20 protein-coding genes and 2 tRNA genes are annotated in these 13,949 nt (G+C 48.0%); 13 read left to right on the top strand and 9 right to left on the bottom strand.

Annotation, left to right across the window (positions count from 1 at the left end):
- The first annotated feature begins 14 nt into the window (after nt 1-14).
- From Q8P05_04370 to Q8P05_04355, 4 genes are all read left to right on the top strand, one after another.
- Nucleotides 15-482 carry a peptidylprolyl isomerase gene (locus Q8P05_04370; protein MDP2666704.1) on the top strand — a complete coding sequence of 156 codons (468 nt, stop codon included), beginning with the start codon at nt 15-17 and terminating at the stop codon, nt 480-482.
- 115 nt (nt 483-597) lie between these two features.
- Nucleotides 598-1,023 carry a hypothetical protein gene (locus Q8P05_04365; GenBank protein ID MDP2666703.1) on the top strand — a complete coding sequence of 142 codons (426 nt, stop codon included), beginning with the start codon at nt 598-600 and terminating at the stop codon, nt 1,021-1,023.
- A 115-nt stretch (nt 1,024-1,138) separates the two neighbouring features.
- Nucleotides 1,139-1,576 carry a hypothetical protein gene (locus Q8P05_04360; GenBank protein ID MDP2666702.1) on the top strand — a complete coding sequence of 146 codons (438 nt, stop codon included), beginning with the start codon at nt 1,139-1,141 and terminating at the stop codon, nt 1,574-1,576.
- A 196-nt stretch (nt 1,577-1,772) separates the two neighbouring features.
- Complete coding sequence (locus Q8P05_04355) at nt 1,773-2,201, top strand: hypothetical protein (GenBank protein MDP2666701.1); 429 nt, start codon at nt 1,773-1,775, stop codon at nt 2,199-2,201.
- Nucleotides 2,202-2,251: 50 nt separating this feature from the next.
- Here Q8P05_04355 and Q8P05_04350 read toward each other — a convergent pair whose 3' ends face one another.
- Nucleotides 2,252-2,839: a hypothetical protein gene (locus Q8P05_04350; GenBank protein ID MDP2666700.1), complete on the bottom strand. Its 588-nt coding sequence runs from the start codon at nt 2,837-2,839 to the stop codon at nt 2,252-2,254.
- A gap of 185 nt (nt 2,840-3,024) precedes the next feature.
- Here Q8P05_04350 and Q8P05_04345 point away from each other — a divergent pair.
- Nucleotides 3,025-3,099: transfer RNA gene (locus tag Q8P05_04345), tRNA-Glu, on the top strand.
- Nucleotides 3,100-3,276: 177 nt separating this feature from the next.
- On the opposite strand, the gene Q8P05_04340 is transcribed toward Q8P05_04345, so the two are convergent.
- The gene (locus Q8P05_04340; protein ID MDP2666699.1) at nt 3,277-4,479 is read right to left on the bottom strand and encodes an amidohydrolase family protein; all 1,203 of its coding nucleotides are present in this window, start codon (nt 4,477-4,479) and stop codon (nt 3,277-3,279) included.
- A gap of 84 nt (nt 4,480-4,563) precedes the next feature.
- Nucleotides 4,564-5,925: an NAD(P)/FAD-dependent oxidoreductase gene (locus Q8P05_04335; GenBank protein MDP2666698.1), complete on the bottom strand. Its 1,362-nt coding sequence runs from the start codon at nt 5,923-5,925 to the stop codon at nt 4,564-4,566.
- 332 nt (nt 5,926-6,257) lie between these two features.
- Between Q8P05_04335 and Q8P05_04330 the strand changes: the two genes are divergently transcribed.
- From Q8P05_04330 to Q8P05_04320, 3 genes are all read left to right on the top strand, one after another.
- Nucleotides 6,258-6,749, top strand: a complete 492-nt coding sequence (locus Q8P05_04330) for a TspO/MBR family protein (GenBank protein ID MDP2666697.1) — start codon at nt 6,258-6,260, stop codon at nt 6,747-6,749.
- 194 nt (nt 6,750-6,943) lie between these two features.
- Nucleotides 6,944-7,294, top strand: a complete 351-nt coding sequence (locus Q8P05_04325) for a hypothetical protein (protein ID MDP2666696.1) — start codon at nt 6,944-6,946, stop codon at nt 7,292-7,294.
- On the top strand, nt 7,270-7,443 hold the full coding sequence (locus tag Q8P05_04320; GenBank protein MDP2666695.1) for a hypothetical protein: 174 nt from the start codon (nt 7,270-7,272) through the stop codon (nt 7,441-7,443). The genes Q8P05_04325 and Q8P05_04320 overlap by 25 nt, the downstream gene beginning before the upstream one ends.
- A 35-nt stretch (nt 7,444-7,478) precedes the next feature.
- On the opposite strand, the gene Q8P05_04315 is transcribed toward Q8P05_04320, so the two are convergent.
- Nucleotides 7,479-8,018, bottom strand: a complete 540-nt coding sequence (locus tag Q8P05_04315) for a hypothetical protein (protein ID MDP2666694.1) — start codon at nt 8,016-8,018, stop codon at nt 7,479-7,481.
- Entirely contained in the window at nt 8,005-8,571 is a 567-nt protein-coding gene (locus Q8P05_04310) for a uracil-DNA glycosylase (GenBank protein MDP2666693.1), read from the bottom strand. Before Q8P05_04310 ends, Q8P05_04315 begins: the two co-directional genes overlap by 14 nt.
- A 100-nt stretch (nt 8,572-8,671) precedes the next feature.
- Between Q8P05_04310 and Q8P05_04305 the strand changes: the two genes are divergently transcribed.
- Nucleotides 8,672-9,100, top strand: coding sequence for a DUF296 domain-containing protein (locus tag Q8P05_04305; protein ID MDP2666692.1), 429 nt, complete (start codon nt 8,672-8,674; stop codon nt 9,098-9,100).
- 71 nt (nt 9,101-9,171) lie between these two features.
- Here Q8P05_04305 and Q8P05_04300 read toward each other — a convergent pair whose 3' ends face one another.
- Together Q8P05_04300 and Q8P05_04295 are read right to left on the bottom strand one after the other, a co-directional pair.
- Nucleotides 9,172-9,936 carry a DUF4382 domain-containing protein gene (locus tag Q8P05_04300; protein MDP2666691.1) on the bottom strand — a complete coding sequence of 255 codons (765 nt, stop codon included), beginning with the start codon at nt 9,934-9,936 and terminating at the stop codon, nt 9,172-9,174.
- A 73-nt stretch (nt 9,937-10,009) separates the two neighbouring features.
- Nucleotides 10,010-10,699, bottom strand: a complete 690-nt coding sequence (locus Q8P05_04295; GenBank protein MDP2666690.1) for a YkgJ family cysteine cluster protein — start codon at nt 10,697-10,699, stop codon at nt 10,010-10,012.
- Nucleotides 10,700-10,914: 215 nt separating this feature from the next.
- Here Q8P05_04295 and Q8P05_04290 point away from each other — a divergent pair, with 215 nt between their 5' ends.
- Nucleotides 10,915-11,106, top strand: a complete 192-nt coding sequence (locus tag Q8P05_04290) for a hypothetical protein (GenBank protein ID MDP2666689.1) — start codon at nt 10,915-10,917, stop codon at nt 11,104-11,106.
- A gap of 143 nt (nt 11,107-11,249) precedes the next feature.
- A tRNA-Thr gene (locus tag Q8P05_04285) sits at nt 11,250-11,321 on the top strand.
- Nucleotides 11,322-11,431: 110 nt separating this feature from the next.
- On the opposite strand, the gene Q8P05_04280 is transcribed toward Q8P05_04285, so the two are convergent.
- Nucleotides 11,432-12,235, bottom strand: coding sequence for an alpha/beta fold hydrolase (locus Q8P05_04280; protein ID MDP2666688.1), 804 nt, complete (start codon nt 12,233-12,235; stop codon nt 11,432-11,434).
- A 108-nt stretch (nt 12,236-12,343) separates the two neighbouring features.
- Nucleotides 12,344-13,033 carry an SDR family oxidoreductase gene (locus Q8P05_04275; GenBank protein MDP2666687.1) on the bottom strand — a complete coding sequence of 230 codons (690 nt, stop codon included), beginning with the start codon at nt 13,031-13,033 and terminating at the stop codon, nt 12,344-12,346.
- Between the two features lie 215 nt (nt 13,034-13,248).
- Between Q8P05_04275 and Q8P05_04270 the strand changes: the two genes are divergently transcribed.
- On the top strand, nt 13,249-13,461 hold the full coding sequence (locus Q8P05_04270; GenBank protein ID MDP2666686.1) for a hypothetical protein: 213 nt from the start codon (nt 13,249-13,251) through the stop codon (nt 13,459-13,461).
- On the top strand, nt 13,443-13,781 hold the full coding sequence (locus tag Q8P05_04265) for a hypothetical protein (protein ID MDP2666685.1): 339 nt from the start codon (nt 13,443-13,445) through the stop codon (nt 13,779-13,781). The genes Q8P05_04270 and Q8P05_04265 overlap by 19 nt, the downstream gene beginning before the upstream one ends.
- Nucleotides 13,782-13,949: the final 168 nt, after the last annotated feature.

The raw sequence follows: 13,949 nt of genomic DNA, 5'->3' as shown, positions 1-13,949 counted from the left end.
CGGAGGAACCCATCATGCCCAATCCCATCATCTCATTTGAAACCACTCTTGGCCGATTTAGGGCCGAACTATTCCAGGATAAAGCCCCCCGGACGAGCCAAAATTTCCTCGACCTGGTCACTAAAGGATTCTATGACGGGTTGATTTTTCACCGGGTGATTGCGGGCTTCATGCTGCAGGGAGGCGACCCCACTGGTAATGGAACGGGGGGCCCGGGGTATACTATCCCGGACGAATTTGGAGAAGGATTGAAACACAACGCCCCCGGGATTCTTTCGATGGCGAACGCGGGACCTAACACAGGAGGCAGCCAGTTTTTCGTGACTCTTGTTCCCACTCCCTGGCTGGATGGAAAGCACGCCATCTTTGGAAAGGTCATCGAGGGGATGGAGGTGGTGCAGGCCATTGGGAAAACCCCCACTGGAAGGAATGACGCGCCATTGGAACCCGTGATCATGAAGAAGGTAATGCTCGATAGATAGGTGGACGAAATATTTTAGTCGTCATTAATCTATTTTGGGCTAGGTGACACAACCTATCCTTTTATTCCTTGCCGACCCCAAGTACTCCATCCACCCCAATTAAGGAGGCAATTTGATGACTAGTAATCGGACATTTATGCTGGGGGCCGGGCTGGCCCTATTGGGCCTATTGCTCATCGCGCCCCTCGTGATGGCGCATTTGGAACGGATGAAGGCCGTGGGGGCGATTGTAGTAAACCGGGGAGATACCTATGCGTACCACGCGAAACAAGTGGGAGAGACCCATGATGCGCTGTATTGCTTCGACTCGGATGGAGGGTTCAAACCCCACCTCATGGGCACCCTGCACATGCAATCCGCCGACCGGAATGGGGATTTAGTCTATTTCGAGCGGTGCCTTGACAACACCACTAAAACGGAATTCGCATGCGGGAAAGATGTAAACCACAATGGAAACGGGCTCATCACCAATTATGTCTACGCCTATAAATTTAATTGCGCGGACATCAACAAGACCTGTTTCATTGGTTGGTGCGTGTGATTAGGACTCTGTGAGGGTGTCGCTCTTTTTCCAAATGGATGAGTGAGTCCTCAGTACATTTTTATAACTCCTGAATTGATGGTAGTACTGCCCCATTTCTGGGAAGGAGGAATGAATGATGGATTTTCATAAAGGAAGTATCGCCTTGGGTGTTATCGCCCTATTGGTGGTGTTGGTCATCGCTCCATTGGTGTGGGCTCACATTGAACGAATACAACCCACGAATGTCACGATATTCAACCCGGATCACGCCATCGCCTATTCCGCCATACAAATGGGAGAAGCCTCGGATGCCATATCCTGTACCGAACACTTCAGTGGATTTAATCCCGAATTCCGAAGCGTGTTGCGCATGCGATCGGCTGACCGGAATGCGGAATTGGTTTACTACGAGAATTGCTTAGGTTCCCCTATCGGGGATTACAAGCTGGAATTCGCATGCGGGAGCGATGTCAACCATAATGGAACCGGATTCCAACCCAACAAGGTGTACGCCTACAAATTCAACTGCCGGGATCTCAACAAATTCTGCTTCCTCGCATGGTGCGTTTAAGGTTTGCTCAATCATGTCTATGCCTTCAAATTCAATTGTGCAGACATCAACAAGACCTGTTTCATGGGTTGGTGCGTGGTGGTTGGAATTCTTTGGGGTGATTGCTTTATTTCCAAGCGGATGGGCGACCTTCCATACATTTATATAACTCGGGATTCGAAGATTGTTCTACCCCATTTTTGGGAAGGAGGAATGAATGATGGATTTTCATAAAGGAAGTATCGCCTTGGGTGTTATCGCCCTATTGGTGGTGTTGGTCATCGCTCCATTGGTGTGGGCGCATATCACCCGCATCCCAGTTACTCCAGTGACGGTGAGGAATGTTAATGGGGGGCCGCTGTATAATGCTCTCATGGTCGGGGACGCGAATGACGTCATTTCCTGCCTGGACACCGACGGAGGGTTTAACCCCACCACGTCGGGCGACCTCAATGCTAGGTTCCCAAACCATCCATTGCCCATCCAGTACGTGGACGGATGTGTGAATACCCAGACGCTCCTCGAATATGCGTGTGGGAAGGATGTGAACGTGAACAATGACGGGGCTCGGGTCAACCATGCCTATGCCTTCAAATACGATTGTGGAGACTTGAACAAAACCTGTTCAGCCGGACGTTGCATCTGAAATGAGTGGGAGGGCATTCCCTCCCTCTTCCTATTTTCAAAATAGCCGATTCACCCAGTGAAGGTGCGGATTAATCCTACTGCCAGCGCGACGGGGAAAACCAATGCGAGAATACTTTTAGATGGAGAAATACCATTAGCAATCGACACGGTTTGGATAACCAAATAAAGGATGTATATTCCCCATCCCACGGCTAGAAGTCCCCCCACCAAAGGAAAGATGAGCGCGAGGTTCACGAGAAAGGTGCCTATAGCGATCGGGAGGAAAAGGATGGAAAGCAAATACACATTCACCACCCACCTCCCATGACCCCCCAATTGGGTGGCGATCATCCAAACGAGAGCCATGAATAAAGTCAGAAAAATAACGGCCCCCACCGCCGAGATGAAGGGAAGGTACAGTAGCACGTGGAACCCTTCCCCTAAAATATAACCCCCAATCTGTTCCAAAGCCTTTCCCGGGGGGTGCGTGCCAAACGAATCCAGGAGGAGGGTGACATAAAGGATTCCCACGACCCCGGCGTTGGCTCCCGTGAGAAAGAGATTAATCATTGCGACGGGCAGGGAGGCCTTATCCCGCTGTTGGCGGAGCACTTGGGTGGGGGTGTAAAATAGGCGGAGGAATTGGTGGGGGGACATGGATTATCATTCTCATGGGGTGAAAAGTACCTAAAAAGGACCACCCTGGTTCTTTTGGAATAGTGGGCCCCCCAAATGAAATAACGGTCACCTGGTCATTTCAGGGTACTGGCCAGCCCTCCCGATCGAAACCGTCGCGGGATTTTTAATCCCCCCGTAGGCCAATCATTTGGAATAGAACTGATGCCCCGATCGTCTAGCCCGGTCAAGGATATCACCCTCTCACGGTGGGGACGCGGGTTCGAATCCCGCTCGGGGCATTTTCCTGTAAAGTCAAGGTGCACTCATTTTCTTTTTAGGTCATTTTCGGGAGAACCCTATCCCACATTGGTGGGTGGATGAATCCCGCCCGCGGAAATATTTTTTCGCCTTTCTCTTTTCGTGTTGAGAAGGACGCGGGGCACTTTAGTGCCCCGTAGTTCACGTGGGGGAGGAGGTCATTTTTTTGCAAATATTCGTTCTGAATTTTTGTAGGCATACTTTTCCTGCACAGACGGATCGAGTTTTCCAATGAATGCGCGCACGTAATCCTGCAATTGGAACGCCACGTCGCGATCCAAATCCCACAATGTAGAAACTCCACGATCGCTTCCCCAGAGAACCTGGTCGGGAAAACGTTCAATAAAGGGCTTCCAGGTTGCCACATCCTTTTCGAGCAAAGGCCCATAATCCTCAAAATGCGCTAGAAAATCCTCTTTGGACGCGCCGGGTTTCAATAACCAAACGTCCCCCCACAATTCATCCACCTCATAATACACATTGGAATGGTTTTCCAAGATTTCCTCAATTGCGCTCAAATACTGCGTTCCATCCTGCTGGTAGGAAATGAGTTGGTCGCCGTGAAAAATGAAGGTAATATCCGGGTTTTCCGAGAGAATTTCTTCAAAAGCCTCTTGCTGGCCTTCCCCTAAATGGAAGTACACGACAAGATTATGCTTTCGCACAATGGGATAGATTTCCTTCAATCGCGGGCTATTCGGGAAAAGTGCGGGAGCACCTCCTGGTCGCGCATACAATCCTATTTCCCCATAGCCGCGAAATAAACCCGGATGCCTGCTCAAAAATTCATCCAACTTTTTCGCATCCACGGTGGGAAAACCATTTGGATTCCCGTCATCATCCGGTGGCATAATAAAGGGGATAAAAAGATCGGGATACTCTTTCATTGTGCGCTTGGCAATATCCAAATACTGATCGGCAATGGGATCCCACACTGGAAAAAAGGTCAATGCTTGCATTGATCCATCGTAGCGAAGGGTACACATATAATCCGTAATATGGGAAGTGACGCCTAATGCGGGATGATCAGTTTTTTCGGGCTCGCTTCCAGGCCCTCCATCAAAAATAGACGAAATGTGAATGTGATTATCGATGAGCGGACCTTGGTAATAGGAATCAGGATAATCTATTAGGGGAGGGGATGGACACTCTACTGGAGCAAATGCTGCTTCCACGCGCTCTTTCCAATAAATCTCATCGGGGGAAACCATTTCTGTTTCTTCCTCATTGGTTTCATTTCCCATTAGCTCATTTTGAAGTGCGGGAGGGGTAGCGGGAACGGTGTTTTCTTCTACTGGAATCTCAGGCTGAATACACCCAAGCATCAAAACGACGAGCAGAATCAATGGTTTAGGAATCATAGTCCAATGGCTAAATCATTGAATATAAAACTATCAATCGGTAACATAAAGGAATTAGCGTGCTCCGGTCGGCCCCCTCACCAATTAAGGGAACATGGAATGGACATTTGAACCATGAGAAGGGTAAGCAAATGGAGTCGTTTTCAATTGATGCATGGAAAGGTTTAATCGAATGGCGAGTGCGAAGATATTGATTAGTTCTTCCGCATTTTCCCCCAAAATATGGGCACCAAGAATTTTTCCCGTTTCTTTTTCTACAAGTACTTTGAATCCGGAGCATCTTTCATTAAGGCGTCGCGACGAATACCATTCGTGGGTTTTCTTGAATTTAACATGGAAATGCAATCCCTTTTTTCGGGCTTCTGTCACCGTTAAACCCACTTTGGCTAACGGAGGAATGGAAAAAACGACGGATGCTACTCCTGCATAATTGGGCTTTGTTTTGTTTGCCTTAAGCATGTTGTAGGCGACCGCATTTCCATCGATCCCCGCCACAGGAGAGAGGGGTGGACCTTTCGACGCTGCATCGCCGGCTGCAAATACGCGCGGATTGGAAATACTTTGCAGGTATGCATTCAGTAACAGTTTTTTTCCATCCCACTTAATATGTGCTTTCTCCAGGTTTAGTTTTTCCAACGCCGGTTTTCTTCCTGAGCCAATCACTACTAAATCTGTTTTAATGGTTTTTTTGGACTTCCCCTTAACCGTCAAGTAATAGGTATCTTTTTTCTTTTCAATTTTAGTGGGGGTTGAATCCAGCAGAATATCGATTCCTATTTCGTTGGAATATTCAACCAACATTTTGACCAAATCGGGATCAAATTCCTTCAATACGTGGGAGCTTCGGTGAATAATCCGCACGCGTGAACCGGCGCGAGCGGCGATGTGCGCAAACTCGAATGAAATGTATCCTCCGCCGATGAATGTAATGTCCTTTGGAAGTTTTTCTAATTCCAAAAATTCGTCGCTCGTAATGAAATGGTTCGAACCCGGAATGGGGGGGACATTTGGAACGGCCCCTGTGGCAATCACTATTTTTTTCCCCTTGAGGAGGATTTCTCCCCCTACTTGAATGGTTTGTTCATCCACGAAAATGGCGCGTCCCTTGAATAAGGCAATGCCCGCACCCGCTAATTCTTTTTCAAGCGAAAGAGGAACGGGATCCGTAAAGGTTCGTTTGAACTGCATTAACGCATTCCAATTTATTCTTGGAACTGGATGAATAATTTTTTGAGCATGCATATGGTAATTCCACTCGATCAAATCAGCCGCACCAACTAGTACTTTTTTTGGATCGCATCCGCGTAACGCGCACGTTCCACCTACTTTTCTATCATCGATTATGGCAACTTTTTTTCCCGCTTTACGACATGCAAACGCGATGATTGAACCGGCCGAACCCGTGCCAATAACAATCACATCTACCATTGAGGTCTTTTTTTTCATGGTGGTAAATACTCCCAAATGAACGAATATACCTATTTTGGTCTATAAAACATCTCTTTTAGTGGTGGAGGGTCTAGCAGCATTCAGGAAATTCGTGCTCGCGGCAATTGCCCTGGTCAGTTTCACATTCATTCATGAGGGAATCCGGTTCCTATTGCTATAATTGTGTCGAATAACATATCCTTGGGGTAAGAAGAATTCTCGCCCCGAATGCCTTCAATAGGCTTATAAATAAAAAATTGTTTCGGTGCATCGAATACGGCCGAGGAGCAAGCGCTTGTCACTGCCCTGGAATAGGGTCATGAAATCGTATCCGGTCCGGAATAAAATGTATGCCTAAACCATTCAATGGAATCCGATTTATCCTCTCAATAGGAGTTTGCCAGCTCGCAGGAATTGCGGGTGCACTGTTCACCACGCCCGCCATCCCAATATGGTACGCGGCATTGGAGAAACCCTTTTTCACCCCTCCATCCTGGGTGTTCGGGCCGGCGTGGGGCCTTTTGTACCTGCTGATGGGAATATCCCTCTATCTGGTTTGGCAGGAGCGGGGATCCAAGCAGAAGAAGGTCATTCCTGCCTTGAAGGTGTTCGGCCTCCAGTTGGGATTGAACTTGCTGTGGAGCATCTCCTTCTTCGGCCTCCGATCGCCTGCGCTGGGGTTCGTTGTCATCCTATTGCTGGGGTGGGCCATATGGAAAACCATCCGTGCGTTCAAACCCATTTCCGCCAGGGCCGCCTATCTGCTCTACCCCTACCTCCTCTGGGTCGGCTTCGCCGCGCTGCTCAATCTCGCTATTTTGTTTCTAAATCCAGTTTTTTAGCCTGCCGGAGCGAGGGAGGATCCATACGCCAAAGTATAAATGAAAACGACTTCCTTTCATGAGTGAAAAATCGTTGAGCGCGAAATACTATTGATGTGGATATGTTCATCGAAAGGTTGGACGAGAAAAAAATGGAGGAATGGTAGAAGATATTGGAAGAGGAAGGGTTTGAATGCATTAACGCTTTCTCCCTGATGGATACGTTGGAGGTGTTGGAGGAAGGAATCGCCCCCCGTTTCTCGTTGAATGGAAAACCAGAACCCAACTTCGAAGTGAATTATGCCACGTCGAAATATGCAGGCTATTCTTTGGAAAAGAGAATCCCGATCTGGCTGAAGGGGCGATTGCTATACACGTCGGAGATTGAACTACAGATTGCCTACAAATGGTATTTGGGCACGGAGAAGGATTTCGAGGACGCGCGGCATTTGTATAAAATATTCCCCGATAAGTTAAATACGGGGTTGTTATCCCATCATATACGCGAATTGGGCGTCGAAAAGCAGGCAGAGCACACTCTATGGAAAAAAGACTTCCCACATTGACCGAGAAAGACTGGAAGGAGATGGAAGAGGAGAAACGCCGGAATTCGGAACAGCGGATGGCATTCGTGGAACATTACGCGGAGTGGCTGAAAAAAACCCCCAACAAGGTGTGGAGCAAACAGCACGCTAAGTTCTTGGGGAAGAAGTGAGATACCTACTTTTTTTTCCGGTTGCTTTATCCTTTTCAGAGAATGTAATAATAATCCGTTTCTTTCTGCAAAAGGGAAAATGTTTTCTGAACCTCCTGAGGGTCGATCCCTTCTTCCTTGACCCGTTTGGCGGTTCGCTTATACAATGTCTGGATATTCGAAAAATGAGCAATATCTTCCAAGTAGCGATCCTGCAACTCTCGGAGGGTTTCCGCATGGCGTTCGATGGCGCGGCGAAGGCCGGGAGGCACGTCCTTCCGCCGGAGGATACGTTCCGTATTATCGAGGGCAATCACAACATGGTTGTAGGCGGCATCCAAATAATCCAGCTTGAAACCCAGCAGGGGAACCAAGGCGGCATAGATGGTGGATGCTTTTTCTTCCCCCAGCAGAATACCCCAAACTCGTTTCCGGGCGAGCCGCACTTCCTCTTTTTGGTCGAAAGCATAACGAATATCTTTCAGCTCGGATACCCTTTTTTCATGGCGCAATTCTACCCGCGAAAGAAGTGCCCGTTCCCTGCTTGAGGTCATCCGGGGTTTGCGAGGAGTACGTGTTCGTTTAACGAAAGGCATGTTTCTCCCCCCCATGAGGAGTTAATTCCCTAAAATCCTTTTCCATGACTGCCTTTAAGTTCTGGTTATAGATCATGGCGGCCGGATGGTAGAGGATCATGTACCTCTGGCCATTCCTTTCCAGTACCTTCCCGTGCATGGTTTCCAGGTCTATTTTCTCTCCCAACACGTGGGAAATCGCCGTCCGTCCCATGAGGCCAATAAGCGCGGGTCGAATGAGGTGGATTTGGGGTTGGAGGAATTTAATCTTGCAGGTGGTGGCCTCCTCAAAAGTAGGCACCCTGTTTTCAGGGGGGCGGCATTTTACGACGGAAGTAATGAATACGTCTTCCCGCGCCAACCCCGCTTGAGCCAGGAGCCCCTCCAGCTTCTTTCCCGCCGCGCCCACAAAAGGCCGCCCATGAAGGTCTTCATTCCGCCCCGGGGCTTCTCCAATTAGAAGGATGGTCGCGTTCGACGGCCCTTCTCCCGGTACCGCGAGGGTGCGGGAGCGGGACAGCGGGCAACGGGTGCAGGTATGGGCCTCTGCGGCCAAGGAAGAAAGGGTATCCATGTAAGATGAAGGAGATACCCCTACAAAAAGGTAATTGCTACACAATCGAATAGGCTAATAAACCGGGAAAGGATATGTATGGCAGAGAGGGGGAATAGGCATGAGCCAATTCGATTCGACTATTTACACCGGAAGGAGCACGAAGAAGAATCTCGTCCTGGCGTTCGAGGATGGGGATGACGTGCTCCAAGGGTTGCGGCAAGCCATCCGCGAACACGGAATCAGAGAAACCACGGCGATCACGGCCGACGGACTTCTGAAGGAAGCCACGGTGCAATACTTCAATCACAACCGCTTCGTCTCGCAGGAACTGCGGAATGGGCGCATCGTCTCGGTGTCAGGGCATTTCATGAACCTCAAGGATGGGATTTATGGGGACTTGCACGTGGGATTCATGCTGGGGATGCAGATGTGGGATGGGACACTGACCAAAGGAATTGCGCACAATGGGTTCCAATTGACCCTTGAATTCACCCAACCCATTGACCCGAATATGCCCGCCAACGGATTAATGGGCATTCGAGAATGACATTTTTAGATAAAAAAAAAGAGGGGGACAAAAAATAGGACATCCCCCATTTCCTGTTTCAAATCCATTATTCAGGTCACGAGAAGGCTTCCTCGGATGACCACGATCCCATTCTCGATGACCACATTCGCGTCCGCGGGGATCTGCACATTCACCCCCACGTTCCCCTGAACATCCATGCCCACACGCGTGGATGAGGTGATGTTCCCGGAGGTTATTACAATGGTGTCGTCATTCTGGATGGTCACATCCGCATCTTCCCGGGTTTCAACCTGGATGACGGGGGCAAAAATGTATTGGCCATTCCCCGTCTGATGCAATGACACATCCGCGAGGACATCCAGGAGAATGGTATTCACGCTCCCCCCATCCACGTTCATGGTGGAAGAAAATCGGAGCTCTCCTGAAGGGAGGAAAGCCTCCCGGGTCTGGTTCTCGATATCCGTAATGAGAATAGAGGACACGTGCAATCTTGTCTGGTCATATGAACCGGCATTCAATTCGGCGTCGGCGAGCACCATGGCTTTATCCTGGTCCCTGAGATCCAATAGGTTGAATGTTTGAGGGGTGAAAGCAACGGTGGTCCAACCCGACGTTGTCGAATGGGTTTCCACGCGGTCGATGGTCATGTCGATCCTTGAAATGGAAGACAGATCCGCGGCCGCATCGGTGATGGCATAAACTAATCGTCCATCCTGGGTGGTGGGAGGAGGATTAGGGGCTGGGGGAATATTGTTTCCTGAGGATGGGGGTTGGGCACAGCCGGCGAGCAATAACAGCAAAACCAATCCGGCAAGGAGACCCCATCCGATTCTTGGATGAGAGGTGGCTTTCATGAAAGAGAGGAGGGAGGTGGGAGTTTATGAACATTTTTACCTGAAAGCTTCCCAAAGTCTACGATAGACGAATCTATTTTCGATGATTGTCAAAATGGGGGGTTTTGCTTCGGGATAATGACAGCCATTCATTCAGTTCGTCCATTCTGATGGTGGAAACCTCTTTTCCCCTGAAAAGGATGTTTCCCTTGAGGGGGAGGGTTCCCCAGACGCCACCCAATCCTTCTTTGGCCACGGCATCGAAATAGGCATGCATACGCTCCTTCTGCGCTCGTTGATGGTCGAAGGTATGCTGTGTCGGGGAACTGATAGTAGCCAACCCGCAGAAATCATAGAGGGTGGCATAATCCTCATTCTCCTTTAGGCTCGTGAAAGGAAATAGCCGGCACTGCGCGGGTTTCACGGGATGGGTGGTGCATCCGAAAGTATCCGCATCGAAAAAGATGCAATATTCCTCTTTTCTCAAACCCACCATGGGGAGGATCATGACATACGGAGAATCCAATCCATTGGATTCAAGTATTTGCACCAATGTTTTGGGCAACATCGCCGTGGCGATCGCCAATGGATGATCGGAGGAGGGAAAAGGTACCAATTGCACGAGCAGCCGGGTATGTGTGCGCGTGAATTCCTCTTCGCTGACTCCCATGAACCTCGCTTGCGCGGAACGCTCGTGTGGCAAGATGGAAATGGGATACCGCTTGCAGCATTCGCCGCAGGTTTGGCACACGCTGATTCTTTCGCTGGGTTTTTTTGTAATCATATTTCTTTTTTTCCGTTTGTTCATTCAAAAAGATAAATAATATTTCTTGCGCACGAACATTGGGCGTGTGTTTCACATTATTTTGTAACTTGTTGCACGTTGCACCAACATTTTGGCGCCAAACATGCATTTGTACGACAAAAGATGCATTCCAAACATTTAAATAACAAATGCAGACATAATTAGTCTACATAAACACGTCGGAGGTAAACCACGTGCAACGCAAAACAAAACGAGTTGTTCGCAAGACAACCCGTAAAACGACCCGTCCCAAAACGGTTCGAAAAAGTGTGCGGAAAACACGCGGCCGAACAACGGTGAAAACCGTTCGAAAGCCCGCGCGGAAGACGCGCACCGTGCGCGCCCGCTCTACGCGAAAGCGTATTGTTCGAAAGCGCCGGAAATAAGGGTGCCTGAATAAGGCTTCCTACCCCTGGCGGTCAACCGGAGACCGCCCCTTTTTCTTCTGGTCTGGAGACCGAATTTATATGGATTCCCGCTCCAGAATAGCCATGCGTCAGAATGCCATTCCATTCCCAAATCGCATTCCGCCCTCGTGGCTCAGTGGTAGAGCAGCGGTTTTGTAAACCGCAGGTCGTGGGTTCGAATCCCACCGAGGGCTCTCAGGCAACCAGTTCAAATCCAAAAGCTGAAAAGGGTGCACGTCCCCCGAAATGGATGGCGAACTAGATTTGGAAGAAATTGTGGCATTAGTTAGGGTGTGGTTTGAAATCAAATAGTAGGCAAGTTGTCATTGATAAGTTTGAGGGCCTTTTCATAATATAGTGGATTTCGACTTTCATGGCCAACTCCTGAAAAAAGGTTTTTTTGAACGGGGGCATGAATTTTTTCTTTAAGTTGATTTATTTGTTTTACAAATAGTTTTTCTTTTTTTCCGCATCCTAATATCGTTGGAACACGAGTGCGGCTCACGTTATCAATCGTATATCGTCGGAGGGAGGTCAAAAATGCATAATTTAGTTGGTGTTTCTCTTTCTGCGGTCGGATGCTCCCATTTTTCACAAATACATTATAATCCGGCAACCACCCATTCCTTTTCCACGCGCGATTAAATGCATGATTGATTTCCCTATTTTCATAAAATATTGCGGGAGAAAAAATGAATTGAAGGTGAAAGGGAACATGCAGTGAAGTAATTAATGCTATGTACGCACCCCATGAAAATCCGGCTGCATAGAAAGAAGAATAATTCGGTTTTAGTTGAGTATAAATATCCACCACGTCCTGAACATGGAGCGTTGGGGTAATCTCAAACCGATTTCCTTCGCTCTCACCATAACCTGACAAATCCATGCGTAAACAGTCCAATCCATGAGCAGCGGCTACTTTTGCTATTTTTTGATAAAATATTTGATTACAAGATTCCCCTGCACCAGGGAGTACTAGCACGATCGAAGTACTACCAACATTGGTTAAGAAACCGTGTAGCCGCTTTCCACGGCGATTTAAAATGGTTACACGATCCGTTTTAGGTGCGGGTTTTTTCCTTCTGGAATGTTTCAACGGATTTTTCATGTAAAAAGAATCTGTTCCTACTTTATTAAACACGCAAGATTGGTCAAAACCAATCCCACACTACCTTATATGATTTGAACCCCTTACCGTCTCGCGCCCATTGAGGGCTTAGGGCTTCGGCCTCTTAAGTATTAATTCTTCTTCTGGATTTTCCTTCTTAAGATTTTCGACGATTTTTTGAGCTACTTCTTTTGGATTCATATAACTGGAATAATTATCCGGTATCTTTTCATCGAATAGATGAGTGCGCATTCCGCCTGGATAAATGTTCACGACTCGAATATCGGAGGGCTCAGCTTCTTTCCGAAGCGCTTTGGCAAATCCGATGATTCCGTACTTGCTCGCACCATATGCAGAGCTTCCAGCTCTTGCGTCTAAAGCACTTGTAGATAGAATGTTAATGATCATTCCATTTCCTTGTTTTTTCATTTGAAGGAGAGCTGCTTTTGATCCATGCATCGTTCCAAAGAGGTTTACTTCAATAACGTCTCGAACGCGAGAAAAATTAAGCTCTTCAACTGGACCGTGGGGAATCCAAATCCCTGCATTATTCACCCAGATATCAATTCGACCAAACTTTGAAACCGTCTTTTTGGCGAGTTGAAGCATATCGGAATCCTTGATCACATCCGCTTGAATACTGATTCCCTTAGTCTCACCTTCAAGCACCTTAAGTTCTTTTGAGGAACGTGCGCTTGCCACCACATGAGCCAGTTCCTTGGAAAAAGCCAATGCAAGTTCCCTTCCAAGACCTCGGCTCGCCCCAGTTATAATCACAACCTTGCCCTGCAGATTCATGGGAGAACGAGGCAGTAAAGTCCTTTTAATCCATTCCAACTTTGGGAATGCGTGGGACTTTATCCTAACGTACCAATCTCATCGAGGGCTTGAGGTAGGGGGGAGCAAATTCCCGGCGTATTGGTAGGGGTTTGGAAAGGTTGTAAAAATACCATTTATTGGGGGGGGTGGTTGAAGGAATTCTTTTAAACTATAGTGGCTATAGTTGTTATGGTATGAGTAATACGACGATTCAGCTGTCCACTGAAACTAAGCGGAAGATTTCTTCTTTCGGGTCGAAGGGGGAAAGTTATGATATGATTCTTCAGCGACTCTACAGCATGGCCGTTAAGGTTCAACTGCGCGAATTTCTGATGGCTTCCAATAATACGATTTCGCTCAAGGAAGCCCGGAAAGAGGTTGAAGCGCAATGGCCCAGGTCGAAATAGTCCGCTCGCTTTTGGATGAAATCAAGCGAAAATTCAAGGGAGAATCGCATGAGATATTGGATCTCCTGGAAACCTTGGAAGAAAATCCCAAAAAAGGTAAGCCGCTCGGGAGGGTAGGCGGCATCGTGATCAAGGAACTCAAGTATAAATCATTCCGGTTCTACTTTATTGCGGATGGAAATAAAATCAAGGCATTTTCCCAAGAAGAACTGGTTGATCTCCTCATCAAATTCGTTCGCATCTCTGACAAAAAGAACCAGCAGAAAGTAATAGATGACATTAAGCACATTCTTCAAACGCTTGGGGCCGAAGGGTTTTGATCCCATTATCTGGTAATCCTGGAAATCTCAAACTAAATAAATAGAGAAACGCGAGCGCTGGGGATTTGAACGGGTTACGGTTTACCTCATCGAGGGCTTTTCAGGTTATGGGGTCGTCAGAACCAAAAACAAAAAATACAACAAATATAGGCGCTCCACCAGGTGGAA

It is taken from the genome of Candidatus Diapherotrites archaeon, assembly GCA_030688545.1.
GTDB lineage: Archaea > Iainarchaeota > Iainarchaeia > Iainarchaeales > VGJJ01 > VGJJ01.
Note: the sequence above shows the minus strand (reverse complement) of the source record. Positions and strands in the feature narration are given on the sequence as shown.

Excerpts from the sequence above, each read along its gene's own strand:
- Q8P05_04370 (MDP2666704.1), top strand. The coding sequence starts at position 15 with ATGCCCAATCCCATCATCTCATTTGAAACCACTCTTGGCCGATTTAGG.
- Q8P05_04365 (MDP2666703.1), top strand. The coding sequence starts at position 598 with ATGACTAGTAATCGGACATTTATGCTGGGGGCCGGGCTGGCCCTATTG.
- Q8P05_04360 (MDP2666702.1), top strand. The coding sequence starts at position 1,139 with ATGATGGATTTTCATAAAGGAAGTATCGCCTTGGGTGTTATCGCCCTA.
- Q8P05_04355 (MDP2666701.1), top strand. The coding sequence starts at position 1,773 with ATGATGGATTTTCATAAAGGAAGTATCGCCTTGGGTGTTATCGCCCTA.
- Q8P05_04350 (MDP2666700.1), bottom strand. The coding sequence starts at position 2,839 with ATGTCCCCCCACCAATTCCTCCGCCTATTTTACACCCCCACCCAAGTG.
- Q8P05_04340 (MDP2666699.1), bottom strand. The coding sequence starts at position 4,479 with ATGATTCCTAAACCATTGATTCTGCTCGTCGTTTTGATGCTTGGGTGT.
- Q8P05_04335 (MDP2666698.1), bottom strand. The coding sequence starts at position 5,925 with ATGAAAAAAAAGACCTCAATGGTAGATGTGATTGTTATTGGCACGGGT.
- Q8P05_04330 (MDP2666697.1), top strand. The coding sequence starts at position 6,258 with ATGCCTAAACCATTCAATGGAATCCGATTTATCCTCTCAATAGGAGTT.
- Q8P05_04325 (MDP2666696.1), top strand. The coding sequence starts at position 6,944 with ATGGATACGTTGGAGGTGTTGGAGGAAGGAATCGCCCCCCGTTTCTCG.
- Q8P05_04320 (MDP2666695.1), top strand. The coding sequence starts at position 7,270 with ATGGAAAAAAGACTTCCCACATTGACCGAGAAAGACTGGAAGGAGATG.
- Q8P05_04315 (MDP2666694.1), bottom strand. The coding sequence starts at position 8,018 with ATGCCTTTCGTTAAACGAACACGTACTCCTCGCAAACCCCGGATGACC.
- Q8P05_04310 (MDP2666693.1), bottom strand. The coding sequence starts at position 8,571 with ATGGATACCCTTTCTTCCTTGGCCGCAGAGGCCCATACCTGCACCCGT.
- Q8P05_04305 (MDP2666692.1), top strand. The coding sequence starts at position 8,672 with ATGAGCCAATTCGATTCGACTATTTACACCGGAAGGAGCACGAAGAAG.
- Q8P05_04300 (MDP2666691.1), bottom strand. The coding sequence starts at position 9,936 with ATGAAAGCCACCTCTCATCCAAGAATCGGATGGGGTCTCCTTGCCGGA.
- Q8P05_04295 (MDP2666690.1), bottom strand. The coding sequence starts at position 10,699 with ATGATTACAAAAAAACCCAGCGAAAGAATCAGCGTGTGCCAAACCTGC.
- Q8P05_04280 (MDP2666688.1), bottom strand. The coding sequence starts at position 12,235 with ATGAAAAATCCGTTGAAACATTCCAGAAGGAAAAAACCCGCACCTAAA.
- Q8P05_04275 (MDP2666687.1), bottom strand. The coding sequence starts at position 13,033 with ATGAATCTGCAGGGCAAGGTTGTGATTATAACTGGGGCGAGCCGAGGT.
- Q8P05_04270 (MDP2666686.1), top strand. The coding sequence starts at position 13,249 with ATGAGTAATACGACGATTCAGCTGTCCACTGAAACTAAGCGGAAGATT.
- Q8P05_04265 (MDP2666685.1), top strand. The coding sequence starts at position 13,443 with ATGGCCCAGGTCGAAATAGTCCGCTCGCTTTTGGATGAAATCAAGCGA.